The 22,777-nt window shown below is 68.1% G+C and carries 24 protein-coding genes; 18 read left to right on the top strand and 6 right to left on the bottom strand.

Annotation, left to right across the window (positions count from 1 at the left end):
* Positions 1-8: 8 nt before the first annotated feature.
* Together AC1RAA_RS15800 and AC1RAA_RS15805 are read right to left on the bottom strand one after the other, a co-directional pair.
* The gene (locus AC1RAA_RS15800; RefSeq protein WP_070062213.1) at positions 9-548 is read right to left on the bottom strand and encodes a hypothetical protein; all 540 of its coding nucleotides are present in this window, start codon (positions 546-548) and stop codon (positions 9-11) included.
* Positions 549-646: 98 nt separating this feature from the next.
* On the bottom strand, positions 647-1,207 hold the full coding sequence (locus AC1RAA_RS15805; protein WP_492731985.1) for a DUF3455 domain-containing protein: 561 nt from the start codon (positions 1,205-1,207) through the stop codon (positions 647-649).
* 187 nt (positions 1,208-1,394) lie between these two features.
* Here AC1RAA_RS15805 and AC1RAA_RS15810 point away from each other — a divergent pair, with 187 nt between their 5' ends.
* From AC1RAA_RS15810 to AC1RAA_RS15820, 3 genes are read left to right on the top strand one after another with little or no spacing between them, the layout of a single operon-like run.
* Entirely contained in the window at positions 1,395-1,970 is a 576-nt protein-coding gene (locus tag AC1RAA_RS15810) for an RNA polymerase sigma factor (RefSeq protein ID WP_235944176.1), read from the top strand.
* Positions 1,971-1,986: 16 nt separating this feature from the next.
* A complete protein-coding gene (locus AC1RAA_RS15815; RefSeq protein WP_070062210.1) occupies positions 1,987-2,739 on the top strand; it encodes an anti-sigma factor in 753 nt (250 codons plus the stop codon).
* 46 nt (positions 2,740-2,785) lie between these two features.
* Positions 2,786-3,562 (top strand): SGNH/GDSL hydrolase family protein, encoded by a 777-nt coding sequence (locus AC1RAA_RS15820; RefSeq protein WP_492731982.1) that lies wholly within the window; start codon positions 2,786-2,788, stop codon positions 3,560-3,562.
* On the opposite strand, the gene AC1RAA_RS15825 is transcribed toward AC1RAA_RS15820, so the two are convergent.
* Both AC1RAA_RS15825 and opgC read right to left on the bottom strand, forming a co-directional pair.
* Complete coding sequence (locus tag AC1RAA_RS15825; protein WP_492731980.1) at positions 3,563-4,375, bottom strand: hypothetical protein; 813 nt, start codon at positions 4,373-4,375, stop codon at positions 3,563-3,565. It lies immediately after the preceding gene.
* A gap of 47 nt (positions 4,376-4,422) precedes the next feature.
* Positions 4,423-5,565 carry an OpgC domain-containing protein gene (opgC, locus tag AC1RAA_RS15830; RefSeq protein ID WP_492731979.1) on the bottom strand — a complete coding sequence of 381 codons (1,143 nt, stop codon included), beginning with the start codon at positions 5,563-5,565 and terminating at the stop codon, positions 4,423-4,425.
* Between the two features lie 183 nt (positions 5,566-5,748).
* Between opgC and AC1RAA_RS15835 the strand changes: the two genes are divergently transcribed.
* From AC1RAA_RS15835 to AC1RAA_RS15855, 5 genes are all read left to right on the top strand, one after another.
* Positions 5,749-11,739 (top strand): alpha-2-macroglobulin family protein, encoded by a 5,991-nt coding sequence (locus AC1RAA_RS15835; protein ID WP_492732067.1) that lies wholly within the window; start codon positions 5,749-5,751, stop codon positions 11,737-11,739.
* Between the two features lie 91 nt (positions 11,740-11,830).
* On the top strand, positions 11,831-12,670 hold the full coding sequence (locus AC1RAA_RS15840; RefSeq protein ID WP_307694852.1) for a polysaccharide deacetylase family protein: 840 nt from the start codon (positions 11,831-11,833) through the stop codon (positions 12,668-12,670).
* 128 nt (positions 12,671-12,798) lie between these two features.
* Positions 12,799-13,443 (top strand): putative DNA-mimic protein, encoded by a 645-nt coding sequence (locus AC1RAA_RS15845; protein WP_159275598.1) that lies wholly within the window; start codon positions 12,799-12,801, stop codon positions 13,441-13,443.
* Positions 13,444-13,484: 41 nt separating this feature from the next.
* Positions 13,485-13,997, top strand: coding sequence for a phosphatase domain-containing putative toxin (locus AC1RAA_RS15850; RefSeq protein WP_492731976.1), 513 nt, complete (start codon positions 13,485-13,487; stop codon positions 13,995-13,997).
* Positions 13,994-14,701, top strand: coding sequence for a VOC family protein (locus tag AC1RAA_RS15855; RefSeq protein ID WP_492731974.1), 708 nt, complete (start codon positions 13,994-13,996; stop codon positions 14,699-14,701). The genes AC1RAA_RS15850 and AC1RAA_RS15855 overlap by 4 nt, the downstream gene beginning before the upstream one ends.
* Here the strand turns inward: AC1RAA_RS15855 and AC1RAA_RS15860 are convergent.
* The gene (locus AC1RAA_RS15860; RefSeq protein WP_492731972.1) at positions 14,681-15,061 is read right to left on the bottom strand and encodes a TetR-like C-terminal domain-containing protein; all 381 of its coding nucleotides are present in this window, start codon (positions 15,059-15,061) and stop codon (positions 14,681-14,683) included. The genes AC1RAA_RS15855 and AC1RAA_RS15860 overlap by 21 nt on opposite strands.
* A gap of 375 nt (positions 15,062-15,436) precedes the next feature.
* Here AC1RAA_RS15860 and AC1RAA_RS15865 point away from each other — a divergent pair, with 375 nt between their 5' ends.
* The 7 genes from AC1RAA_RS15865 to AC1RAA_RS15895 all read left to right on the top strand — a co-directional run bounded on the left by AC1RAA_RS15865 (position 15,437) and on the right by AC1RAA_RS15895 (position 18,893).
* Entirely contained in the window at positions 15,437-15,841 is a 405-nt protein-coding gene (locus tag AC1RAA_RS15865) for a hypothetical protein (protein WP_390341839.1), read from the top strand.
* A gap of 326 nt (positions 15,842-16,167) precedes the next feature.
* Complete coding sequence (locus AC1RAA_RS15870) at positions 16,168-16,392, top strand: hypothetical protein (protein ID WP_492740603.1); 225 nt, start codon at positions 16,168-16,170, stop codon at positions 16,390-16,392.
* Between the two features lie 25 nt (positions 16,393-16,417).
* Entirely contained in the window at positions 16,418-16,765 is a 348-nt protein-coding gene (locus AC1RAA_RS15875; RefSeq protein ID WP_492731970.1) for an NIPSNAP family protein, read from the top strand.
* A gap of 75 nt (positions 16,766-16,840) precedes the next feature.
* Positions 16,841-17,206: a nuclear transport factor 2 family protein gene (locus AC1RAA_RS15880; protein ID WP_095746497.1), complete on the top strand. Its 366-nt coding sequence runs from the start codon at positions 16,841-16,843 to the stop codon at positions 17,204-17,206.
* A 176-nt stretch (positions 17,207-17,382) separates the two neighbouring features.
* Positions 17,383-17,820, top strand: a complete 438-nt coding sequence (locus AC1RAA_RS15885) for a hypothetical protein (RefSeq protein ID WP_492731968.1) — start codon at positions 17,383-17,385, stop codon at positions 17,818-17,820.
* 89 nt (positions 17,821-17,909) lie between these two features.
* Positions 17,910-18,200, top strand: coding sequence for a DUF2277 domain-containing protein (locus tag AC1RAA_RS15890; RefSeq protein WP_492731966.1), 291 nt, complete (start codon positions 17,910-17,912; stop codon positions 18,198-18,200).
* 66 nt (positions 18,201-18,266) lie between these two features.
* The gene (locus AC1RAA_RS15895) at positions 18,267-18,893 is read left to right on the top strand and encodes a LysE family translocator (RefSeq protein WP_492731964.1); all 627 of its coding nucleotides are present in this window, start codon (positions 18,267-18,269) and stop codon (positions 18,891-18,893) included.
* An 83-nt stretch (positions 18,894-18,976) separates the two neighbouring features.
* Here AC1RAA_RS15895 and AC1RAA_RS15900 read toward each other — a convergent pair whose 3' ends face one another.
* Complete coding sequence (locus AC1RAA_RS15900) at positions 18,977-19,183, bottom strand: hypothetical protein (protein WP_062474353.1); 207 nt, start codon at positions 19,181-19,183, stop codon at positions 18,977-18,979.
* A gap of 183 nt (positions 19,184-19,366) precedes the next feature.
* Here AC1RAA_RS15900 and AC1RAA_RS15905 point away from each other — a divergent pair, with 183 nt between their 5' ends.
* From AC1RAA_RS15905 to AC1RAA_RS15915, 3 genes are all read left to right on the top strand, one after another.
* The gene (locus AC1RAA_RS15905; protein WP_095746499.1) at positions 19,367-19,813 is read left to right on the top strand and encodes a helix-turn-helix transcriptional regulator; all 447 of its coding nucleotides are present in this window, start codon (positions 19,367-19,369) and stop codon (positions 19,811-19,813) included.
* Between the two features lie 31 nt (positions 19,814-19,844).
* Positions 19,845-20,255 (top strand): VOC family protein, encoded by a 411-nt coding sequence (locus tag AC1RAA_RS15910; RefSeq protein ID WP_095949610.1) that lies wholly within the window; start codon positions 19,845-19,847, stop codon positions 20,253-20,255.
* An 86-nt stretch (positions 20,256-20,341) separates the two neighbouring features.
* Positions 20,342-22,753 carry an ATP-binding cassette domain-containing protein gene (locus AC1RAA_RS15915; RefSeq protein ID WP_492731962.1) on the top strand — a complete coding sequence of 804 codons (2,412 nt, stop codon included), beginning with the start codon at positions 20,342-20,344 and terminating at the stop codon, positions 22,751-22,753.
* Positions 22,754-22,777: the final 24 nt, after the last annotated feature.

The raw sequence follows: 22,777 nt of genomic DNA on the forward strand, positions 1-22,777 counted from the left end.
TGCTGCGGCTACTTGCGGAAGAAGTCGCTCTGGCTCATGGCGCCCGCGCCGCCCAGGCGCACCACGGTGACGCCGTTGGAATGCACGAGGCGCATCTGGCCGAGTTCGCGCTCCAGGCGCTGGGTGAAACTGCTCTTGTACTGCAGCACCGACTCGCCCATCTTCAGCACGCTGGTGCCCGTGACGGTGGCGCTCTTGCGGTCGGTGGCCACCTCGATGCTGTCGATGTGGTAGTCGTACTCGATGGTGAGGATGCCGCCCATGCGGTCGCCGACGGTGCGAAACAGCTCGATGTTTTCCTTCACCGTGTCGCAGGCTTCGTCGCGGTTCTGGGTGGTCTCGAGGGTGCGGCCCATGGCCGTGACCTTGCTCTCGATCACCGCCTTGCGGCTGAGTTGCTTGCAGATCGCCTCGGCGTCGCGCGAGTACACGGCGTGGGCGTCCTTCCGGTAGTAGTCGCGCACCATCGCCTCGTCGAGCTTGCGGCCGCCGACAAAGAAGAACCACGCGCCCACGCAGAGCGCGATCACGATCGCAATTTGCTTCATTCCCGCCCCCGCGCGCACGCGGTCCCGCTCCGTTTTTGCGGCGCAGTATACGTTGCCGAATGTTTCCAAACGGCGGCGGGATGAGGGCTCTTAACGCGTCAGCCGGCGCGGTAGAAGATGTAGTCGGCCTGGTACTTCACGACCTGTTTCTGGCCCAGGTTCGTGGCGCTACAGGCGGCGGCGGGGGCCACGCCGCCCTGCGTGGCGACGCGCTGGATGTAACTCACGCCCTGCATGGCGCCCATGCCGGTGGCGGGGTTGGCCTTCACCAATTGGTGGGGAATGTTGCCGGTGCCGTTCGGCGCCACCGCCACCTGCGTGGCCGTGACCTTCGAGCCGTCCGCGTTCTCCCAGGTGGCGGGCGGGCCGTAGTACTTGCCGACCTGCTTGCCGGCGCGGTCCATCAGTTTGGCGTCGGGGCCGACGAAGACCCATTCGTGCTCGCCCGGCGTGTTGGCCTTGGCACGGCATTCGTAGGTGATGTCGCCCGCGCCCACGGTTTCCATGGCCACGCGGTGGCCGGCGGGCACCTTGACGGCATCGGGCAGGCTGGCCTGCGAGAACATCGGCAGGGGCTTGGCGCCCATGCCGGAACAGGCGGCCAGGCCAAGCGCCGCTGCGATGGTGGAAGCCAGGACGGTCAGGGTGCGGATGTGCATGGTCGTTTCCTTGGTGTCTGATCGGTGGTGAAAAAGAAAGAGCCGCCGTCTGGAGTTCTGCATGTCGACGCCCCCCTGCCCCGTGTACGCAGCCCGACGCCCGTTGGATTCAGACCAGTCGCGCTGAATCCGCCGCCCCCGCCGGGCCGTACCTCGGACATGCGCACCGATGCCCCACAATCCGCCGATGACCGCACCCAGCCCCGACGCCGAACTGATGGCGCTGATCGACCGGATCGGCCATCGCGACGAAGCCGCCCTGCGACAGCTGTACGACCGCACCGCGCCCCGCCTCATGGGGCTGGCGATGCGGGTGGTGCGCCAGCGCGAGTGGGCCGAAGACGTGCTGCAGGAGTCCTTCCTCACCATCTGGCGCGTGGCCGGCGACTACCGCGCCTCGCTGAGCCCGCCGCTGGCCTGGCTGGGGCTCATCGTGCGCAGCCGCTCGCTCGACCTGTTGCGCCGCCGCACCGCCGACCGCGCCCAGCTCACGCAGGAGTTCGACGAGCTGATGGCCGACACCTTCGAATCCGACACGCCCAACCCGGCCGACATGGCCGATGCGAGCGAGCAGGCCTGGGCGCTGCACCAGTGCCTGAGCCAGCTCGAGGGCCGCCAGCGCGAGGTGGTCAGCCTGGCCTACCTGCGCGAGATGAGCCACGGCGAACTGGCCGAACAGCTCAAGCTGCCGCTGGGCACCGTGAAGACCTGGATCCGGCGCGGGCTCGAGAAGCTGCGCACCTGCATGGGCCGCTTCGCCTGACCACGAGACCCGCCCCATGAACCTCCTTGCCCACCCCGAACTGCTCGAACTGCTGGCCGCCAGCCATGCGCTGGGCACGCTGCGCGGCGGCGCCCGCCGCCGCTTCGAAACCCTGGCGCGCGAGCAGGCGCCCGTGCGCGCCGCCGCGCTGGTCTGGCAGGGCCGGCTGGCCGGCATGACCGAGCTGCAGCAGCCCGTCACGCCCGACCCGGCCGTCTGGACCCGCATCCGCAACCTGATCGACGCCGAGCAGGCGCAGCAGGCTCTCGAGCGGCAGCGCGACAACGCCGCGCCCATTGCCTCTGCATCGACCGGCGGCTGGCTGCGCAGCCTCGCGCTGTGGCGCGGCGCCGCCGCGGCCGGTGCGCTCGTGGCCGTGCTGGCCGTGGGCGTCGGCCTGAACCTGCGCGAGCAGCTGATCAACGCGCCCGCCGTGCAGTACGTGGCCGTGCTGTCCGACGACAAGGCCGCCGCCTCCATGCTCGTGACCTTCGACCCGAAGAAGAAGCAGCTCGTGCTGCAGCGCGTGGGCAGCTTCCGCGAAGGCGCCGACAAGTCGCTGCAGCTGTGGGCCCTGCCGCCCGGCGGCGCGCCGCGCTCGCTCGGCGTGCTGGACAATGCACCGGCGCTGCGGCTGGCCGCCTCGGAATCCGATGTGCGCGTGCCGGCGCTGGCGATCAGCCTGGAGCCCAAGGGCGGCGTGCCGAGCGCAGGCGGCCCGACCGGGCCGGTGCTGTTCCATGGGCCGCTGATCGAAAAAACGCTCTGACCCTGTCCTGAATTTCTCCGCTTCCGTTCTCTTTCCGATGCCTTCGATGAAATCCGCGCTGGCGGCCACCGCCGCCCTGCTGCTGGCAACCGCCGCCTTCACCGCCCAGGCCCAGACCGCGGCCGCCGCCTTCCCCTACGAAGCCGACGGCGCCACGGCCGCCGACACCGCCTCCGCCTACCTCGCCGCCAAGGCCCGCTGGCACAACGAACTGGCCGCCTTCGCGCGCGCCGACCAGGAGCGCTTTCCGCAACCCGGCGGCGTGGTGTTCGTGGGCAGCTCCACGGTGCGCATGTGGACGCGCCTGTCGCAGGATTTTTCCCGCGTGCCGGGCGGCATCGTCAACCGCGGCTTCGGCGGCTCGACGCTGGCCGACTGCGCCCTGTTCGCGCGCGACCTGGTGGTGCGCTACAAGCCCCGGCAGGTGGTGCTCTATGCGGGCGACAACGACCTGGCCGAGGGCCGCACGCCGCTGCAGGTGCTGGACAGCTTCGCGCGCTTTGCCAACGCGGTGCGCGCCGAGCTGCCCGACGCGCGCATCAGCTTCATCTCGGTCAAGCCCAGCCCGTCGCGCGAACAGCTCATGCCGCAGATCCGCGAGACCAACCACGTGATCTCGGCCTACCTGAACCTGCTGCCCAACAGCGAGTACATCGACATCCACACGCCGATGCTCGGTGCGGACGGCCGCCCGCGCCCCGAACTGTTCCGCGGCGACCGGCTGCACCTGACGGACGAGGGCTACCGGCTGTGGCAATCGGTGGTGGCGCCGCACCTGCCGCAGCCGCCGGCGGCGCCGGCCTCGCCTTCCAACGCGCCCTGATCAGGGCGGCGGCAGCAGGTCCTGGTATTCGGGGAGCGTGAGCAGCTCCAGGTCGGGGAACTTGCGCACCGCCTCCTTGATGTTCTTCAGCGTCTGCACCATGCGCGCACGCACCGTCTTGCGCACCCAGGCCTGGTCGTCGGGCGAGAGGCTGGCCAGGTAGTAGGCGCCCGGCACGCAGCCGTGCAGGAAGTTCTCGGCCTTGGCCTTGGCTTCGTTGAGCCGCTTCGCGTGGACCTGGGCGATCACCTGCGTCAGGTCGGCGCCCGGCGAGGCCTTGCGCGCCGTGTTCAATTCGCTCATCACGGGACCATCGCTGTCGAAGGAGGCCGGGTGGCAGTGGACCCACGACAGGAACATCCGGTCGGCCGCCGATTGGCGGTCTGTCCCGTCGAAGTCGATGCTTCCGCCCAGATGTTTCGCCGCAGCGGCGTGGCCGTGCTCAGCGGCCAGCCAGCGCCATTGCAGGCTCTCGCTTCGACCGGCACCGCGCCTGAGAAAGACCGCGAGAGATTCATAGGCCGGCGTATAGCCTTCCGCTGCCGCCGAGCGAAGGTCTTCCATCGCGCGCGCACGGGTCGCGGCATCGACCTCCACGCCCATCATGAGCGCCGAGCCGCGGAACACGCGGCCGAACGGGGTGCCGCTGTCGGCCAGCGTGATTTCGCAGGCCGATGGGTTGGTGGCGCCGTAGCAATCCAGCCGCCGTTGCACGTCCTGCTGCGCTGCTTGCGGCAAGGCCGCCTGCGCCGCCGCACCCCACGCCAGCACGCAGGCTGCCAGTGCACGTTTCCAAAGCACGGAATCGATCATCGCCCTCTCCCTCGTCTCAAAAATCGAGCGGCGCACCCAGCCGCCGTCTACGCCGGTGCCGGCTCCGAAGGCACATCGTCCGCCGGCGGCGGCACGTCGGCGCCGCGCGTGAAGCGTGCCACGAAGTACATCCCCGCGAACACCGCCGCCAGCAGCAGCCCGTCGCCCCACCAGGGCCGCGCCATCTGGTTGTCGCCGTAGAAGGCCAGCACCAGCAGCACCGCCACGAGGTGCGCGCAGAAGACCGGCAGCGAGGCCGAGCCCATGGCCTCGAGCCAGTGCAGGCGCGGGATCTTGCGCATGAGCCAGGGCCCGAAGCGCACCGCCAGGATGCCCAGCGCCACCAGGTTCACGATCCGCAGCGGGCCGAGCTGCCACTTGTCGAACAGCAGGTTCATTTCCACATCGCCGCCGAACGGCGCCTGGCCGTTGATGCCGGTGTGGCGCCAGTAGAAACCGTAGAGCGCAATGCCCGCCGCCAGCACCAGCAGCCAGGCCGGAAAGCGCAGCGGCCGGGCCTCGGGCGCATTGCGGCTGGCGCCCAGGCACAGGCCGGCGAACCACAGGAACTGCCAGGCGTAGGTGTTGAAGGCGCCCATCTCGTGGAACGGCACCGGCACGCCGAGGTAGCGCACCGCCAGCCCGTAGACCCATTCGCTGAGCCCGAACTGCGCCATCGCCCAGACCATGGCGCTGGCCACCATCACGAGCGTCCAGCCGTGGCGCATGGCAAAGGCCAGCACCCACGGGCTCATGAGCATGAAGAAGATGTACATCGGCAGGATGTCCAGCAGCGGCGGCTCGTAGATCAGCAGCAGCCCGAACAGGAAGCCGTCGCGCGGCTCCGCCAGGTAATAGGAGACGAGGTTCTTGACCGCCGGCTGGTCGATGTGCACGCCGAGCGCCGCAATCACCGTGAACAAGAAGAGCAGGATCGCCGCCTGGCACAGGTAGACCTTGAGCACGCGCCGCCAGAAGGCCTGGCGCATCGAGTCGACGCCGCGCACATGGCCGATGCGGCTGTAGACCAGCCCCGCCACGAAGGCCGACAGCAACACGAAGCCCTCGGCGGCCGACACGAAGCCGAAAGGCTGGCCCAGCGGATCGGTCAGCCGCGTGGGCAGGTGGGTGACGGTCATCAGCACGAGCATCAGCCCGCGCAAGGCGTCTATTTCCCAGTAGCGTTTCATTCGGTCGGCGGCGAGGTCTTGGTGGCGGTCTGCGCAGCGCACGCACGACGTCAGCGATTGTAAGAAGACCGGCGTACGTCGACCGAACGCGCGCTTCAAACACGCACGGCCTATGACGCTTGGCACTCCCGAAGCGCCATGCAAATCGGCTACGCTGCGCGCTGCCTCAAGGTGGAGAACTCCGTGAACCGTTTCATTCCGACATTGCTACTGGCCGCCGGCGCGCTCGCGGCGGGCCCGGGCTTTGCACTTCAGATCACCAGCCTGACCCCGCAGGGCGAAGTGGCGCGCGTGCGCCAGGTCGTCGCCAAATTCGATCAGGCGGCGGTCAACTTCGGCGACCCCAAGGCGCCCGCGCCGCTGACCGTGAGCTGCTCCGACGCGCAGGCCGGCAAGGGCACCGGCCGCTGGACCGACGCCAAGGCCTGGGTCTACGACTTCGAGAACGACCTGCCGCCCGGCGTGCGCTGCTCGGTCACCCGCGTTCCCACCTTCAAGCCGGCCGGCGGCGGCGAGCTGACCGGCCCCGAACGCTATCAATTCAATAGCGGTGGCCCGTTCGTGCGCAACTACATGCCGGGCACCTACGCCCGCATCGACGAGCAGCAGATGTTCGTGCTCGAGCTCAACGGCGCGGCCACGATCGACAGCGTGCGCCAGAACGTCTGGTGCGCGGCCGACGGCGTCGGCGAACGCATTCCGGCCAAGCTGCTCGAGGGCGAGGCGCGCACCGAGCTGCTCAAGGCCTTCCACCGCGAGAAGGAAGCCGCGAAAGACCCGCTGCGCTTCATCACGATGCAGTGCAACCGCACGCTCACGCCCGGCGCCAAGGTGCAGGTCGTCTACGGCAAGGGCGTGGCCACGCCGTCGGGCGTCGCCAACAACGTGGAACGCCGTTTCGACTACCAGGTGCGCGAGCCCTTCGCCGTGTCCTTCACCTGCGAGCGCGAGAACGCCCAGGCCGCCTGCCTGCCGCTGCGCCCGATGCAGCTGCAGTTCAATGCGCCGGTGACGCGCAAGGTGGCGTCGCAGATCGTGCTCAAGGGCGACGGCAAGACGATCAAGGCCACGCTCGAAAGCGGCGGCGGCTCGCAGAACGACGACGACGTGGTCAACAGCGCGAGCTTCGGCCCGCCGCTGGCCGAGAGCACGCAGTTCAGCATCGAGCTGCCTTCCGGCTTCCAGGACGCCTCGGGCCGCGCGCTGGGCACGCCCGGCAGCTTTCCGCTGAAGGTGGCGACCGGCGCGATGCCGCCGCTGGCCAAATTCGCGGCCTCGCCCTTCGGCGTGATCGAGCGCCTGGCCGAGCCCGGCACCCCGGCGATGATGCCGGTCACCGTACGCCGCGTGGAGCCGCAACTCATGGTGCAGGCGCTCACGCCCGGCAAGGTGAGCGACCTCAACCCCAAGACCGACGCCGAGATCATCGCGTGGTACCGCAAGGTGCGCCGCTACGACAGCTACACGATCAGCCGCGACACCGCGCGCCGCGACGTGAAGGGCGCCCTACCCCCGGTGATCGACAAGAACGAACGCTCGCACGTGCAGACGCGCATGGTGTCGCTGCTTGGCGGCCAGCCGGGCGTGAAGGCCCTGGACATGCCCAAGGCCGAGAGCGGCGACCCGCGCCCCTTCGAAGTGGTCGGCATCCCGCTGACGCCGGGTTTCCACGTGCTGGAGATCGCCTCGCAGAAACTCGGCGAAGCCCTGCTCGACGAACGCTACAACGCCGGGCGCACGATGTACGTGCGCACCACCGCGCTGGCCACCAACCTGGCGGTGCACTTCAAGCTGGGCCGCGAGAACTCGATGGCCTGGGTCACCACGCTCGACAAGGGCAAGGTGGTGGCGGGCGCCGAGGTGCGCGTGTCCAGCTGCGACGGCAAGGCCGTGGCCACCGGCACCACCGACGCCAGCGGCATCGTGATGCTCAACGGCGTGTCGCCCGATGCACCGAGCTGCAACGGCCCGAACGAGTACGAGACCAGCGCCTGGTTCGTGAGCGCGCGCGCCAAGGACGACAAAGGCGTGGAAGACCTGGCCTTCACCTGGAGCGACTGGCAGCGCGGCATCGAGCCCTGGCGCTTCAACGTGCCCACCAGCCTGGACGTGCGCCCCGATGGCATCGCCCACACCATCTTCGACCGCACGCTGCTGCGCGCCGGCGAGACGGTGTCGATGAAGAGCCTGCTGCGCACGCAGACCAGCAAGGGCTTCGGCCTGCCGGCAGACCGGCCCGACACGCTGGTCGTGACCCACATGGGCAGCGGCCAGCGCTTCACCCAGCCGCTGGCCTGGCGCAAGACCGCCACCGGCGGCCTGAGCGCCGAGAACAGCTTTGCCATTCCGCCGGCCGCCAAGCTCGGCGTGTACCAGGTCGAGCTGCGCAGCGGCGACGGCACCAGCGACGAAGGCAACAACCGCACCTACTCGACCGGCATCTTCCGCGTCGAGGAGTTCCGCCTGCCGGTGCTCGAAGGCCGCATCGCGCCCACCGAGAAGAAACCGCTGGTGGCCGCCACGAGCGTGCCCACCGACGTGCAGATCAACTACGTGGCAGGCGGCGGCGCCGCCAACCTGCCGGTGCGCGTGTCGGCCATGGTGCGCGGCAAGGGCCTGAGCTTTTCCGACTACGACGCCTTCAGCTTCAACCCGCCGCGCGCCGCCGGCGACGGCAGCGAAGCCGCCACCGCCGCCGACACCAGCGCCGGCGAGGAAGACCTCAACAGCGTGAACGACACCCGCGTGATCGCCGACAAGCTGCCGCTCACGCTGAACAAGGACGGCGCCGGCAAGGTCACGATCGACAAGGTGCCCAAGGTGAAGGCGGCGCGCGAGCTGCTGCTCGAAGCCACCTACGCCGACCCGAACGGCGAGGTGCAGACCATTCGCAGCACGCAGACGCTGTGGCCCGCGTCGGTCATCGCCGGCATCAAGACCGAGGGCTGGGTCTCGACCAGCCAGAAGCTCAAGTTCCAGGCGCTCGCGCTCGACCTCACGGGCAAGCCCCAGGCCGGCGTGACGCTCAACGTGCGCGCCGTGGCGCGCATCACCACCACCAGCCGCAAGCGCATGGTGGGCGGCTTCTACACCTACGACAACAAGACCGAGACCAAGGACATCGGCACCGTCTGCTCCGGCAAGAGCGATTCGCGCGGCCTGCTGCTGTGCGAGTCGGAGCTGAAGGAGGCCGGCGAGGTCGAGCTGGTGGCCAGCGCCACCGACAGCGACGGCCGCAGCGCCAGCGCCGTGAGCTCGGTCTACGTGACCAAGCAGGGCGAATTGTGGTTCGGCGGCGAGGACAACGACCGCATCGACGTGCTGCCCGAAAAGAAGAGCTACCAGCCCGGCGAGGTCGCCAAGTTCCAGGTGCGCAGCCCGTTCCGCTTTGCGACCGCACTCGTGGCGGTGGAACGCGAAGGCATCATCGAAACGCACGTGGTGCAGCTGGACGGCAAGGACCCGACGGTCAGCCTGCAGGTCAAGCCCGAGTGGGGCCCGAACGCCTACGTGAGCGTGCTCGCGCTGCGCGGGCGCCTGCGCGAAGTGCCGTGGTACAGCTTCTTCACCTGGGGCTTCAAGGCGCCGCGCGAGTGGTGGACCGCCTTCTGGTACGAGGGCAAGGAATACGTCGCGCCCACCGCCATGGTCGACCTGAGCAAGCCCGCCTACCGCCTGGGCATGGCCGAGATCCGCGTCGGCACGCGCGCGCACCAGATCGACGTGACCGTCACCAGCGACAAGCCCAGCTACCCGATCCGCAGCAAGGCGCAGGTCACCATCACCGCCAAGCTGCCCGACGGCAAGCCGGCCGCCGGCGCCGAAGTGGCGCTGGCCGCGGTCGACCAGGCCCTGCTCGAGCTCATGCCCAACGACAGCTGGAACCTGCTCAACGCGATGCTGCAGCGGCGCAGCTGGGGCGTGAGCACCTCCACCGCGCAGATGGAAATCGTCGGCCGGCGCCACTACGGGCGCAAGGCCGTGCCCGCGGGCGGCGGCGGCGGCAAGGGCCAGACGCGCGAACTGCTCGACACCCTGCTCGTGTGGAACCCGAAGATCGTGCTCGACGCCAACGGCCAGGCCGTGGTGACCGTGCCGCTGAACGACGCGCTCACCACCTTCAAGATCGTGGCCGTGGCCGATGCGGGCACCAGCCTGTTCGGCACCGGCCAGGCCAGCATCCAGGCCACGCAAGACCTGCAGATCATCAGCGGCCTGCCGCCGCTGGTGCGCGAGGACGACCAGTTCCGCGCGCAGATCACCTTGCGCAACACCACGCAGAAGCCGATGAAGGTGGAAGCCACGCCGCGCGCCACGCTGCTCACGCTCGAGACGCAGACCGTGGACATCCCGGCCGGCGAATCGCGCGAAGTGGCCTGGAACGTGACCGCGCCCGCGCAGCTCGCGCAGACGCGCGCCGAAGCCATCCTGTGGGAGATCGAGGCGAAAGACACCGTCGGTGGCGCGCGCGACGCGCTCAAGGTGCGCCAGCGCATCGTGCCCGCCGTGCCGCTCACGGTGCAGCAGGCCACGCTGGTGCAGGTCGACGGGCCGTTCACGCTCGACGTGGCACCGCCCGCCGACGCCCTGCCCGGCCGCGGCGGCCTGAAGATGTCGCTGCAGCCCAAGCTCGCCGAAGGCCTGCCGGGCGTGCGCGACTGGTTCGCCAACTACCCCTTCAGCTGCCTCGAGCAGAAGACCAGCAAGGCGGTCGGCCTGCGCGACGCGAAGATGTGGCAGGGCGTGCTGGCCACGCTGCCCACCTACCTGGACAGCGACGGCCTGGCCAGCTACTTCCCGCCGCGCGACGGCGAAGCCAACCGCGGCAGCGACATCCTCACGTCGTACCTGCTCGCGGCCACGCACGAAGCGGCGCAGCTCAACCCGGCCTTCGCGCTCGCCGACGACGCGCGCGCACCGATGGAGTCGGGCCTGATCGCGTTCGTCGAAGGCCGCGTCACGCGCGAGTTCTGGAGCCCGCGCAAGGACCTGGACGTGCGCAAGCTCGCCGCGCTCGAAGCCTTGTCGCGCTACGGCAAGGCCAAGGGCAGCATGCTCGGCAGCATCACCATCGCGCCGAACCAGTGGCCCACCAGCGCGGTGATCGACTGGGTCAACATCCTGAAGCGCGTGAACGACGTGCCGCAGCGCCAGCAGCGCCTGGACGAGGCCAACAACGTGCTGAAGGCTCGCCTGTCCTACCAGGGCACCAAGTTGATCTTCAGCACCGAGCAGGACGACTACTGGTGGTGGCTCATGACCAACGGCGACGTCAACACCGCGCGCCTGCTGCTCACGGTGATGGATGACCCGGCCTGGAAGGACGACGTAGGCAAGCTCGCCAACGGCTTCATCGGCCGCCAGCAGAACGGCGCCTGGCACACCACCACCGCCAACCTGTGGGGCGGGCTGGCGCTGGAGAAGTTCAGCAAGGTGTTCGAGAGCACGCCGGTGGCCGGCGTCACCGCCGCCACGCTGGGCGCGGTGAAGGCGCAGGTCGACTGGAGCAAGGTGGAGCGCGTGAAGGCCAGCGACGCAACCGGCGCCCCGAACCAGACCACGATGTTCGGCGCGCCCGCCTCGCCGGGCAACCTGCGCAACAACACGATGTTCCTGCCCTGGTCCGCATCGCCCACGGGTGCACCCGTGCGCGACACGCTCCTGGTCACGCAGCAGGGCACCGGCAAGCCGTGGCTCACGCTGCAGTCGCTGGCCGCCGTGCAGCTGAAGGCGCCGTTCGCGGCGGGCTACGCGCTGAAGAAGACCATCACGCCGGTCGAGCAGGCCGTGGCCGGCAAGTACACGCGCGGCGACGTGCTGCGCGTGAGCATCGAAGTCAACGCCAGCACCGACATGACCTGGGTCGTGATCACCGACCCGGTCCCGGGCGGCGCCACCATCCTGGGCAGCGGCCTGGGCCGCGACTCGCAGATCGCCACGCAGGGCGAGAAGAAGTCGGGCAGCGGCTGGCCAGCGTTCGAGGAACGCAGCTTCGAGGCCTTCCGCAGCTACTACGAATACCTGCCCAAGGGCGTCGTGAAGATGGAATACACCGTGCGCCTGAACAACGTCGGCGACTTCGCGCTGCCGCCCAGCCGCGTGGAAGCGATGTACGCGCCCGAGATGTTCGGCGAGACGCCGAATGCGCGGGTGAAGGTGGAGGCGGCGAAGTGAGGCTCAAGAAGCAAGAAATCCAGAGGGGTCCTCAGGTCGTCCGCCAGTTCGTGTCCCTGAGGAATCAATCCTCTGTTGAAAGGTTCTGAGAATGAAAGTCCCCGTCAAATCGCTGCTCGCGCTGGCTGTTCTTTTCTCCGGCACTGCGATGGCGTTTCAATGGCCGGCGAACAAGAAGAGCGCCGTCAGCATCACGGCCGATGATGGATGGCCCAGCCAGCTCACGCAGGCAGCCATCCTCGATGCGCGGGGTCTCAAAGGCACCTTCTACCTGACCGCTGGGGGGATGCCTCCGGTCTCGACAACCAACCAGGCAGACTGGGCACAGGTCTACCAGCGTGGGCACGAGATCGGCAACCACTCGTACTCCCACTGGAGCGACCAGATCCTGGCGACGAAAACCTGGCAAGACGTGGCGGGTGACGTCGGCGCCATGGAGTGGTGGCTGCTGCAGAACATCTACGGCACGCCCGTCGACCACACCTATGCCTACCCCCAGGGCAACTACGTGATCGGTTCCCAGGCGACCAACCAAAGCAAACAGGTGGGCGCCTGTGAATACGCGGGCCTGCTGACAGCAACGGTGAGCGCCGCACGCGTCGCAGGTACAGGGGAAAACAAGCCAGCCGATGTCGCTAGGCGCCGCTTCTACATCAGCGGGCTGCCGATCTCCGGTAGCGACGCGACGGCCGTCAACGCGGCCAAGCAAGCGATCGACAACGGCATCGCCAAGGGCACTTGGACGGTCCTCGTCTTCCATTCTCTGGGCGACAACGGTGACGGTTACTCGGTCAGTCCATCCGCCTACACGCAGATCGCCGACTACCTGGTTTCACGTCAGGCCGATCTTTATGTCGCACCCGTCGTTACCGTGAAGAACTACGTCGCAGCCAACACACCGGCTGCGGATTGGACCTGCGCGCTCCAGTAAGCGTTCCAACGCTCCACTGGGGCAAAGGTCAGGTGCAAAGAATCGCCGGCGGGCACTGAAACCCGCCGGTCATCCCGCCTTCATCTGCGTTCATCACCATCGCGCGAACCCACAACCTGGAGAACCCCATGGGCCTGGCCATTTGCGTCGGCATCCTCGCCGACCTGATCGAGAACGATCCCGAAGGCGCCGAACACTTCGAGGCGGATTTCGCCGCCGCGAACCGCAAGCTCGCCGAAACCGGCCTGCCGCCGCACGTCGAGCCTCGCACGCTGCCGCCGCTCGAATCCCGCGCGCCACTCGACGGCCTGCCCTACTCGTTCATCCACTACCTGCGCCGCGCCTACGCGCACCGCGTCACGACGCCCGGGTGGATGGCCACACCGCTGCCGGAAGACACCGACCCCACGGAAGACGAGACGCTCGAAGACGTGGCCAACATGTTCGAAAGCCACCTGCTGTGCCACTCCGACGCGGAAGGCTTCTACCTGCCGGTCGACTTCGACGAAGTGATCTTTGCCGAGGAAGACGAGACCGACCTGCCCGGCGGCATGCTCGGCTCGTCGTACCGCCTGTTCGAAGAACTGGTGCTGGTCGCCCCCGCGCTCGGCATCACGCTCTCGGACGGCGAACTGTCGGACGAGGAAGCGGCCCGGCTCGCCGACAGCATGGGCGAGGACGAAGGCCTCTACCGGGAAATCGAATCGTGGCTGCTGCTGTACGAATCGGCCCGGCTGAGCATCGCGCACAAGACGGCGATCGTTTTCACCTGAGGGCGATGCGGCTGATCGATCGGCTGTAAGGTCCGCAGACCATGTTCGAGACCACCATCCACTGGGTCCGCGACATACCGCCGCATCGGCTGGGCCTGATGGCACGCCCGCGCGGCGGTGACTTGCTGCGCGCCGAGGTGGCGTCCTGGCAGCGTGCATCGCTGGACATCGTGGTCTCCCTGCTCGAGGCGCAGGAAATCAGGACACTTGAACTCCGGGAAGAGCCTGCGCTGTGCGCCGAACATGGGATCGTGTTCCGGCATTTCCCGATTCCGGACCGAGGCCTGCCGGCATCGCAGCAGGACGCGGCGGCCTTCATTGCCGAACTGGGCGCCGAACTGGCGAGCGGAAAGGCCATCGCCATCCACTGCCGCGCCGGCATCGGCCGCACGGGCCTCATCGCGGGCAGCCTGCTGCACGGGCTCGGCGTTCCGCGCCAGAACATCTTCCACCTGCTGAGCCGCTCGCGGGGCGTCGACATGCCCGACACACCGGAACAGGCGGAATGGGTCGCGCAGTACATCCTCGGCGCCCACCGCCCGCCGCCCCCATGAAGAAGTCGATCCGCATCGGCCGCGCGCCGGTCGATCCGCAGGCACCGTCGGAAGGCGGGCACGACGGATCGCTCTCGTGCCCCAAGCCCTGGGACGCACTCGAAGCCACCGCCACGCCCGGCGTCCGGTATTGCAGCGACTGCGGCAAGAACGTGTTCCAGGTGAACACCACCGAAGAGGTGCGCGAGGCCGCCCTGCTGGAGCGCTGCGTCGCGGTCGCGGTCGCGGACGACAGCGCCAGCACACACGACAGCGCAACGCAAACGCCTCCCATGACCCGCCAACTCGCCACCGTCACCCTCCTCGTCCACGACTACGACGAAGCCATCCGCTTCTTCACTGAGGCGCTGCGCTTCGAGTTGGTCGAAGACACGCCGCGCGGTCCGGGCAAGCGCTGGGTGGTGGTTGCGCCAGCACGCAACACCGGCAATGCCGGCACCGCGCTGCTGCTGGCCAAGGCCGTGACCGACGAGCAGAGCGCCAGCGTCGGCAAGCAGGCCGGCGGGCGTGTCTTCCTGTCCCTGCACACCACGGACTTCGCGTCCGACCACGAACACATGACATCCCACGGCGTGCGCTTTCTCGAAGCGCCACGCCACGAGCCGCACGGCACGGTTGCCGTCTTCCTCGATCTTTGCGGCAACAAGTGGGACCTGCTTCAGCCCACCAACACCCCCACCGCTTCAGGCCGCCTTGTTCCGTGACGCACGCGTTGCGGGCTTGCGCTTGCCGCTCGCGGGGCTCGTGCCAAGCCCGACGAGCAGGCTGCCGATCAGCCCTTCGACAAAGCCCGCACCGAGCGGCGCGTGCCCCATCAGCGGCCTGAAGAACAACGGCCCGTAAATCTGGTCGAGCTCGATCTCGAGGTCGGCATCCGGCCGGATCTCGCCCGCCTCGGCCGCTTGCTGCAACAGCACCCGCCCTTCGTCGCGGCGCGACAGGATGAAGTCGTTGCGAAAGGCCTTCGACAGCTCGGTGTCGGGGTCCGCGGCCGCAATGATCGTCGTGATGTGGCGCCCCATGTGCGACGACAGCGTGCGCACCACCGTGCTGAGCGGGTTCACTGTCTCAAGCCGACAAACATGCCTGTCCGAAGCGCCCCAACATCAGCTCTTGCGTACTCCGTACGCAACCGTCCTAGCGATGCCGAGCGCAGTTCCGATGAAGGAAGCCTGATCTGCTGCTCCACAGACACGCGCACCGCTCAACAGCCGCGGCAGCATTGTCAGCTGGACTACCGCAATGAATGGCTCTTGAGGTCTCGACAAGAGCAACAGTGATTCACGCCCCTGCCCCACTCACGATCCGATTCGCCGGAAGCTCAAAGTGCTCGTTGCCGCCGTCGGCACGTGGGTAGACTGAGCAACGTCAGAAATGCGTACTCGACGCCCTTTTCCTGGCATGAAGTACCAACGTCCAGCAATCAAGCGAAGGAACCTGTGAAACTTGCCGCCTCCCTCACCATCGTGGCCCTTTTGTCTGGCTGTACCACCGTGTCGACCGGGGAGTTCACCACGAGCGTAAACACCGTCGCGACTCCGTCAAAGTTTCGGACCATCGTGGATGGCCGCTATCGAAAGTCGGAGCAGGCAGCAATGGTGGATTGCGTCAACGATGCGATGGCCTCCCCCTCGGAGAACATCCTGCTGCCACACGTTCGGCAGACGAAACGCGCCGACGGCTACCGCGTGGACCTTGTCGTCGCCGCTTCGCAGTTTCTGGTCGCCTATGTCCGCGACGACGGTCGCTTCCAACTCGACACATCGGACTACAGTGGCGTCGTGAAGTTCAATCGCGAAGAGACGAGTATCAAGGCTTGCTTGAGCAAGCACCGCGAGGGATAGTGGTCGATATCCGCGACGAATTCCAATGCGAGAGACGGGTGCGAGCATCTACGTGAGCACATCCACACGTTTTGAAATTGCACTTGACCATGCATTGAACGGACGGGGTTTTTTCTACAAGATCAAGTCTCGAGGCGGAATTGACGTGGTGTCCTGAGGGAAGACGGTCCCGACATTCGAGCTGGAATCAGAAGTCCTGTTCTCCCGGGACATTCCGCGCGAGAGCATCGTGCGGTACTGTGTCGCTACGCACGCCGCAATGCCCGATGACTTCGTCGACCTCTGACGACCGGCTGTAGAAACCAGCGGAATACGCTCAAGCCCTCATGTTCCTCCTTCTGCCACTGCTCCTCATGGTCGTGCTCGTGGCCATCATCTTCTTCGGCGGCTATCTGCTACGTGCTGTTCTGCCTGCAGAACATGCGCTGCAGGCTCGGCTCACGGACGAGGCCATGTCACGCTACATTGATTTCGTCACGAAGAACGCCAAGGGCATCCTGGCATGTCTCCTGGTTCTGTATTTCACGGTGGTTACGTTTCTCTACGCGTAGCTCACGCTGCAGCGAAAGACGCCTCATGACCCGCCTCCTCGAAATCCGCACCTACCGCCTCCAGCCCGGCACCCTCGACGACTTCCACCGCGCGATGCATGAGCGTGCGGTGCCCATGCTGCGCAGCAAGGGCATGGACGTGGTGAGCTACGGCAAGTCGGACCACGAGGAAGAGAGCTACCACCTCGTGCGCGCCTACGCGAGCCGCGAGGCGCTGGAGGCCGAGCAGGCGGCGTTCTACGGTTCCACCGAATGGCGCGAGGGCCCGCGCAGCGCGCTGGTCGACCGCATCGAGACCTACCTGAACACGCTGCTGTGGCTCTCGCCGGAGGGCGTCGACAGCCTGCGCGCGCTCAACGAACCAGCGCGTTGAACATCTGTCGACGACGCACGGTGCGCGGGCCTACACTGCGCCTCCCGTCATCCCCCCAACTCACTGGAGAAACGCATGAACACCCAGGAAATCGCCGCCAAGCTCGTGGCGCTGTGCAAAGCAGGGACATTCGATGAAGCCCAGGCGCTCTACGCGCCCGAGGCCGTCAGCGTCGAGGCCAGCGCGCCGCCCGGCATGTCGCGCGAGTCGGTGGGCCTGTCGGCCATCCGCGCCAAGGGCGAATGGTGGGTCGCCAACCACGAGGTGCATTCGTTCCAGGTGGCCGGCCCCTGGCCGCACGACGACCGCTTCATCGTGGGCTTTCGCTTCGACGTGACCATGAAGCCCACGGGCCAGCGCTTCACGATGGAAGAGATGGCGCTGTACACCGTCAAGGACGGCAAGATCGTGCGCGAAGAGTTCTTCTACGAGGGCGACTGAGCCCAGGCCGACGCGCGGCCGGATCGCCCGTCGGCTTCACCATTGTTGACGATTGAATCGTTCTCTCCATGGCAACGCCAATGGGCACCTCCCGCCTTCTGAACTAACGTCGAAACCGACGCCTGCACGGGCTGTCCGGCAAGCGCACCGGCGTTCATTCACAGAGGGAGGAAATCATGGTCACAGGACTCCACGTCACGCAACAACGCTCGTTCACCAACCCGGCGGACTACGAGGCTTTCTCGCTGATCCGCGTGCACAACCAGCGGCTGGCGCCCCTGGGCGGGCGCAACGCCTGGGTGGTGCTGAAGACGAACGCCGGCAAGCGCTGCTGCCGCATGATCCGGGGCATCGGCCGCGACCCGGGCTTCCCCAAAGACGGCATCGAGATCGACTACGAAACCCGGCTCGCGCTGCAGATTCCCAAGAGCAGCATCAACATGCAGGGCTTTCACGGCTGCGCGATGGAAATCCGCCGGGCCACCGCGCTCGAGGTGCTGCGTGCGCACTGGGACCACCCCGATCCCGCCTACCGCATCCCGCTGCAGATCAGCCTCGTGAGCTTCGTGCTGGGGGTGATCGGGCTGGGGCTGGGTGTCCTGAGCCTGAAGTAGCCTTTGTCCGGCGGGTGCTGCGCAAGAAAACGCGATTTCGCTAGACTGGCCGCGCGGCCCTTGCGCCGCGCCTGACCGGAGCATTCGCCATGTGCCGCAGCATCAAGACCCTCTACAACTTCGAGCCCCCTGCCACCGAGCAGGAGATCCGCGCCGCCGCCCTGCAGTTCGTGCGCAAGCTCAGCGGCTTCAGCGTGCCCTCGCGCGCCAACGAACAGGCCTTCGAGTGCGCCGTGGACGAGGTGGCCGCCACGGCCACGCGGCTGATCGAATCGCTGGTGACCACGGCCGAGCCGCGCGACCGGGCCATCGAGGCCGAGCGTGCCAAGGCGCGGTCCGCGCTGCGTTTCGGCGCACCTGCTTCGACCTCGGACGCATGAAAAAGACTTCGTTCCCGCGCTGAACAGCGCACCGCCCTTCCCACCCCACCAGGAGCATCCATCCCCATGCCCATCGAACTCTGGCTCGCCTTCGTCGCCGCTTCGGCGCTGCTGTTGATCATTCCGGGGCCGACCATCCTCACGGTGATCAGCTATTCGATGTCGCACGGCCGGCGCGCCAACGTGCCGCTGGTGGCCGCCGTGGCGCTGGGCGATTCGACCGCGCTCGTGGTGTCGCTGCTGGGCCTGGGCGCGCTGCTGGCCGCGTCGGCGTTCTGGTTCACGGTGGTGAAGTGGGCCGGCGGCCTGTACCTGCTGTACCTGGGCATCAAGCTGCTGCGCGCCGGCATCTCGTCCACCGAGACCGCCGCGCCGGCGGCACCGGCCTCGCGCTGGCGCCTGTTCGCCAACACCTACCTGGTGACGGCATTGAACCCCAAGGGCATCGTGTTCTTCGTGGCCTTCCTGCCGCAGTTCATCAGCCCGGGCGCCGACGTGTCGCATCAGATGTGGGTGCTGGCCCTGACCTTCGTGGCGTTGGCCACGCTCAACGCCACGCTCTATGCGGTGTTCGCCAGCTCGGCGGGCCGGCTGCTCGCCTCGCCGCGCGCGCAGCGGCGCTTCCACCTGGCGGGCGGCTCGCTGTTGAGCGCGGCCGGCCTGTGGGCGCTGATGGCGCGTCGCGCTGCCTGAGCACATCCACACGCGCACAAGAAAAAAGACCGCGGGGCTGCGCGCCTCGCGGTCTTTTTCTTTGGGGGCCTTCGGCCCCGGTGTCAGTAGCGGTAGGGGTTGTTCGGCCGGCGGTCGTAGCGATTGGGCACGCCGTCGTTGTCGCGGTCGCGGTCGTAGCGGTTGGGCACGCCGTCACGGTCGCGGTCGTAGCCGTGGCCGCGCGGGGGCGGGCCCCGGTCGTAGGGGGCGACCACGCAACCAGCCAGGATGGCCGAGGCGGCCAGCAGAAGCGCGAGTGTTTTCGTCATGCGGAGTTCTCCTTGGGTGGGGCTGTACGGTCGGGCGCGCCTCCTGCGAGCCCGTACCGTATTGAAGCCCCGCCGCGTGCGCATCGGGTGTCCAGATGCAGGTGCTTGTGTGAAGTTCGTTACCGGATGTGGAACCTTTGCCTGCGCTTGAGCACGCCGTAGCGACGTGGCACGATCCCGCCGATGACCGCCACGCAGCCCCAGCCCTCCTTGCCCGACCTCGCACGGCTGCGCCGCGTGCGCGACCGCATCGACCGCGAGCACGCGCAGCCGCTGGACGTGGAAGCGCTCGCGCGCGACGCGAACATGTCGGCCGGGCACCTCAGCCGCCAGTTCCGCCTGGCCTATGGCGAGTCGCCCTACGCCTACCTGATGACGCGGCGCATCGAGCGCGCGATGGCGCTGCTGCGCCGTGGCGACCTGAGCGTGACCGAGGTCTGCTTCGAGGTCGGCTGCGCCTCGCTGGGCACCTTCACCACGCGCTTCACCGAGCTGGTGGGCGTGTCGCCCGGCGTCTACCGGCGCGAGGCGGCGCAGGCGACGGCGGGCATGCCGGCGTGCGTCGCCAAACAAGTGACGCGCCCGATCAGGAATCGAGAAGCGCGAAACCCCGAGTCACACCTAGCATGACGGCCCGTACACACTTCGGACCCTCGTCACCATGAACCTCAGCATCCACTCGAGCTTTCTCCCGCACACCGACGCGCAGGCCTCGCTGGCCTTCTACCGCGACACCCTCGGCTTCGAGGTGCGCAACGACGTTGCCTATGGCGGCATGCACTGGATCACGGTCGGCCCCGCCGGCCAGCCTGCCACCTCCATCGTGCTGTACCCGCCGGCCGCCACGCCCGGGCTCACCGACGACGAGCGCCGCACCATCGCCGAGATGATGGCCAAGGGCACCTTCGCCTCGCTGCTGCTGGCCACGCCCGACCTCGAGGGCACCTTCGAGCGCCTGCAGGCCCGCAGCACCGAGATCGTGCAGGAGCCCACCGACCAGCCCTACGGCGTGCGCGACTGCGCGGTGCGCGACCCGGCGGGCAACCTGATCCGCATCCAGCAGACGCGCTGAGCCGGCCTCCGGCGCCGCAGCCCCCTGACCTCCTGCACGGGCGCCGCCGCCGTGGCGGCCCCGTGCCCCTTCCAGAGAAAGACCCGATGAGCAGCAAGGCCCCGAAGAAGGAAGCAAAGAGCGCAACGCGCGCGCAGGACGCGAACGGCAGGCACGCCGCCGACCACCACGACCTCATCCGTGTGCAGGGCGCGCGCGTGAACAACCTGAAGGACATCAGCGTCGAGCTGCCCAAGCGCCGGCTCACGGTGTTCACGGGCGTCTCGGGCTCGGGCAAGAGCTCGCTGGTGTTCGGCACCATCGCGGCGGAGTCGCAGCGGCTCATCAACGAGACCTACAGCGCCTTCGTGCAGGGCTTCATGCCGACGCTGGCGCGGCCCGAGGTCGATGTGCTCGACGGCCTGACCACCGCGATCATCGTGGACCAGGAGCGCATGGGCGGCGACCCGCGCTCCACCGTCGGCACGGCCACCGACGCCAACGCGATGCTGCGCATTCTGTTCAGCCGCCTGGGCAAGCCGCACATCGGCTCGCCCAGCGCCTTCGCGTTCAACGTGCCCTCGGTGAAGGCCACCGGCGCCATCACGGTGGAGCGCGGCGCCAGCAAGACCGTGAAGCAGACCTTCAGCCGCACCGGCGGCATGTGCCCGCGCTGCGAAGGCCGGGGCGCGGTCACCGACTTCGACCTGAGCGCCTTCTACGACGACAGCAAGTCGCTCAACGAAGGTGCGCTCACCATCCCGGGCTTCAGCATGGAAGGCTGGTACGGGCGCATCTTCAACGGCTGCGGCTTCTTCGACCCCGACAAGCCGATCCGCAAGTTCACCAAGAAGGAGCTCGACGCCCTGCTCCACAAGGAGCCGACCAAGATCAAGATCGACGGCATCAACCTCACCTACCAGGGCCTCATTCCGCAGGTGCAGAAGTCGTTCCTGGCCAAGGACGTCGAGGCGATGCAGCCGCACATCCGCGCCTTCGTGGAGCGGGCCGTGACCTTCACCACCTGCCCCGAATGCGAAGGCACGCGGCTGAGCGAGGCGGCGCGTTCGTCGCGCATCAAGAAGCTCAACATCGCCGAGGCCTGCGCGATGCAGATCAGCGACCTCGCCGCGTGGGTCGACGGCCTGAACGAGCCTTCGGTGGCGCCGCTGCTGGCCAAGCTGGCGCACACGCTCGATTCTTTCGTCGAGATCGGGCTCGGGTACCTCAGCCTGGACCGTCCCTCGGGCACGCTCTCGGGCGGCGAGGCGCAGCGCGTGAAGATGATCCGCCACCTGGGCTCCTCGCTCACCGACGTGACCTACGTGTTCGACGAGCCCACCATCGGCCTGCACCCGCACGACATCCAGCGCATGAACGAGCTGCTGCTGCGCCTGCGCGACAAGGGCAACACGGTGCTGGTGGTGGAGCACAAGCCCGAGGCGATCGCCATCGCCGACCACGTCGTCGACCTCGGCCCCGGCGCGGGCTCGGCGGGCGGCACGGTCTGCTTCGAAGGCAGCGTGGCAGCGCTGCGCACCAGCGGCACGCTCACGGGCCGGCACCTGGACGACCGGGCCGCGCTCAAGAAGAAGCTGCGCCAGCCCACCGGCGCGCTGCCGATCCGCGGCGCCAAGGCGCACAACCTGCGCAACGTCGATGTCGACATTCCGCTGGGCGTGCTGGTGGTCGTGACCGGCGTGGCGGGCTCGGGCAAGAGCTCGCTGGTGCACGGCTCGATTCCCGCCGGCGCGGGCGTGGTGGCGGTCGACCAAGGCGCGATCCGCGGCTCGCGGCGCAGCAACCCGGCCACCTACACCGGCCTGCTCGACCCGATCCGCAACGCCTTCGCCAAGGCCAACGGCGTGAAGCCTGCCCTGTTCAGCGCCAACTCCGAGGGCGCCTGCCCCACCTGCAACGGCGCGGGCGTGATCTACACCGACCTGGCGATGATGGCCGGCGTGGCCACCATTTGCGAAGAGTGCGAGGGCAAGCGCTTCCACGCCTCGGTGCTCGAGCACCGCTTCGGCGGGCGCGACATCAGCGAGGTGCTCGCGATGCCGGTGACCGAGGCCACGGCCTTCTTCGGCGAGGGCCCGGCGCGCACGCCGGCCGCGCACGCCATCCTGGCGCGGCTGGCCGACGTGGGCCTGGGCTACCTGAGCCTGGGCCAGCCGCTCACCACGCTGTCGGGCGGCGAGCGCCAGCGGCTCAAGCTGGCCACGCACATGGCCGAGAAGGGCGGCGTGTACGTGCTCGACGAGCCGACCACCGGCCTGCACCTGGCCGACGTGGCGCAGCTGCTGGCCCTGCTCGACCGGCTGGTGGATGCGGGCAAGTCGGTCATCGTCATCGAGCACCACCAGGCGGTGATGGCGCACGCCGACTGGATCATCGACCTGGGCCCCGGCGCCGGTCACGACGGCGGGCGCGTGGTCTTCGAGGGCACGCCGGCCGAGCTGGTCGCCAAGCGCGCCACGCTCACAGGACAGCATCTCGCGGCGTACGTGGGCACCTGACGCGCCCGTGGGCGAGCCCCGCAA

It is taken from the genome of Variovorax sp. GW823-FHT04F07 (genome assembly GCF_058795995.1).

Bases quoted from the DNA above. Each gene is read 5' to 3' on its own strand.
- AC1RAA_RS15800 (WP_070062213.1), bottom strand. From the start codon at position 548: ATGAAGCAAATTGCGATCGTGATCGCGCTCTGCGTGGGCGCGTGGTTC.
- AC1RAA_RS15805 (WP_492731985.1), bottom strand. From the start codon at position 1,207: ATGCACATCCGCACCCTGACCGTCCTGGCTTCCACCATCGCAGCGGCG.
- AC1RAA_RS15810 (WP_235944176.1), top strand. From the start codon at position 1,395: ATGACCGCACCCAGCCCCGACGCCGAACTGATGGCGCTGATCGACCGG.
- AC1RAA_RS15815 (WP_070062210.1), top strand. From the start codon at position 1,987: ATGAACCTCCTTGCCCACCCCGAACTGCTCGAACTGCTGGCCGCCAGC.
- AC1RAA_RS15820 (WP_492731982.1), top strand. From the start codon at position 2,786: ATGAAATCCGCGCTGGCGGCCACCGCCGCCCTGCTGCTGGCAACCGCC.
- AC1RAA_RS15825 (WP_492731980.1), bottom strand. From the start codon at position 4,375: ATGATCGATTCCGTGCTTTGGAAACGTGCACTGGCAGCCTGCGTGCTG.
- opgC (WP_492731979.1), bottom strand. From the start codon at position 5,565: ATGAAACGCTACTGGGAAATAGACGCCTTGCGCGGGCTGATGCTCGTG.
- AC1RAA_RS15840 (WP_307694852.1), top strand. From the start codon at position 11,831: ATGAAAGTCCCCGTCAAATCGCTGCTCGCGCTGGCTGTTCTTTTCTCC.
- AC1RAA_RS15845 (WP_159275598.1), top strand. From the start codon at position 12,799: ATGGGCCTGGCCATTTGCGTCGGCATCCTCGCCGACCTGATCGAGAAC.
- AC1RAA_RS15850 (WP_492731976.1), top strand. From the start codon at position 13,485: ATGTTCGAGACCACCATCCACTGGGTCCGCGACATACCGCCGCATCGG.
- AC1RAA_RS15855 (WP_492731974.1), top strand. From the start codon at position 13,994: ATGAAGAAGTCGATCCGCATCGGCCGCGCGCCGGTCGATCCGCAGGCA.
- AC1RAA_RS15870 (WP_492740603.1), top strand. From the start codon at position 16,168: ATGTTCCTCCTTCTGCCACTGCTCCTCATGGTCGTGCTCGTGGCCATC.
- AC1RAA_RS15875 (WP_492731970.1), top strand. From the start codon at position 16,418: ATGACCCGCCTCCTCGAAATCCGCACCTACCGCCTCCAGCCCGGCACC.
- AC1RAA_RS15880 (WP_095746497.1), top strand. From the start codon at position 16,841: ATGAACACCCAGGAAATCGCCGCCAAGCTCGTGGCGCTGTGCAAAGCA.
- AC1RAA_RS15885 (WP_492731968.1), top strand. From the start codon at position 17,383: ATGGTCACAGGACTCCACGTCACGCAACAACGCTCGTTCACCAACCCG.
- AC1RAA_RS15890 (WP_492731966.1), top strand. From the start codon at position 17,910: ATGTGCCGCAGCATCAAGACCCTCTACAACTTCGAGCCCCCTGCCACC.
- AC1RAA_RS15895 (WP_492731964.1), top strand. From the start codon at position 18,267: ATGCCCATCGAACTCTGGCTCGCCTTCGTCGCCGCTTCGGCGCTGCTG.
- AC1RAA_RS15900 (WP_062474353.1), bottom strand. From the start codon at position 19,183: ATGACGAAAACACTCGCGCTTCTGCTGGCCGCCTCGGCCATCCTGGCT.
- AC1RAA_RS15905 (WP_095746499.1), top strand. From the start codon at position 19,367: ATGACCGCCACGCAGCCCCAGCCCTCCTTGCCCGACCTCGCACGGCTG.
- AC1RAA_RS15910 (WP_095949610.1), top strand. From the start codon at position 19,845: ATGAACCTCAGCATCCACTCGAGCTTTCTCCCGCACACCGACGCGCAG.
- AC1RAA_RS15915 (WP_492731962.1), top strand. From the start codon at position 20,342: ATGAGCAGCAAGGCCCCGAAGAAGGAAGCAAAGAGCGCAACGCGCGCG.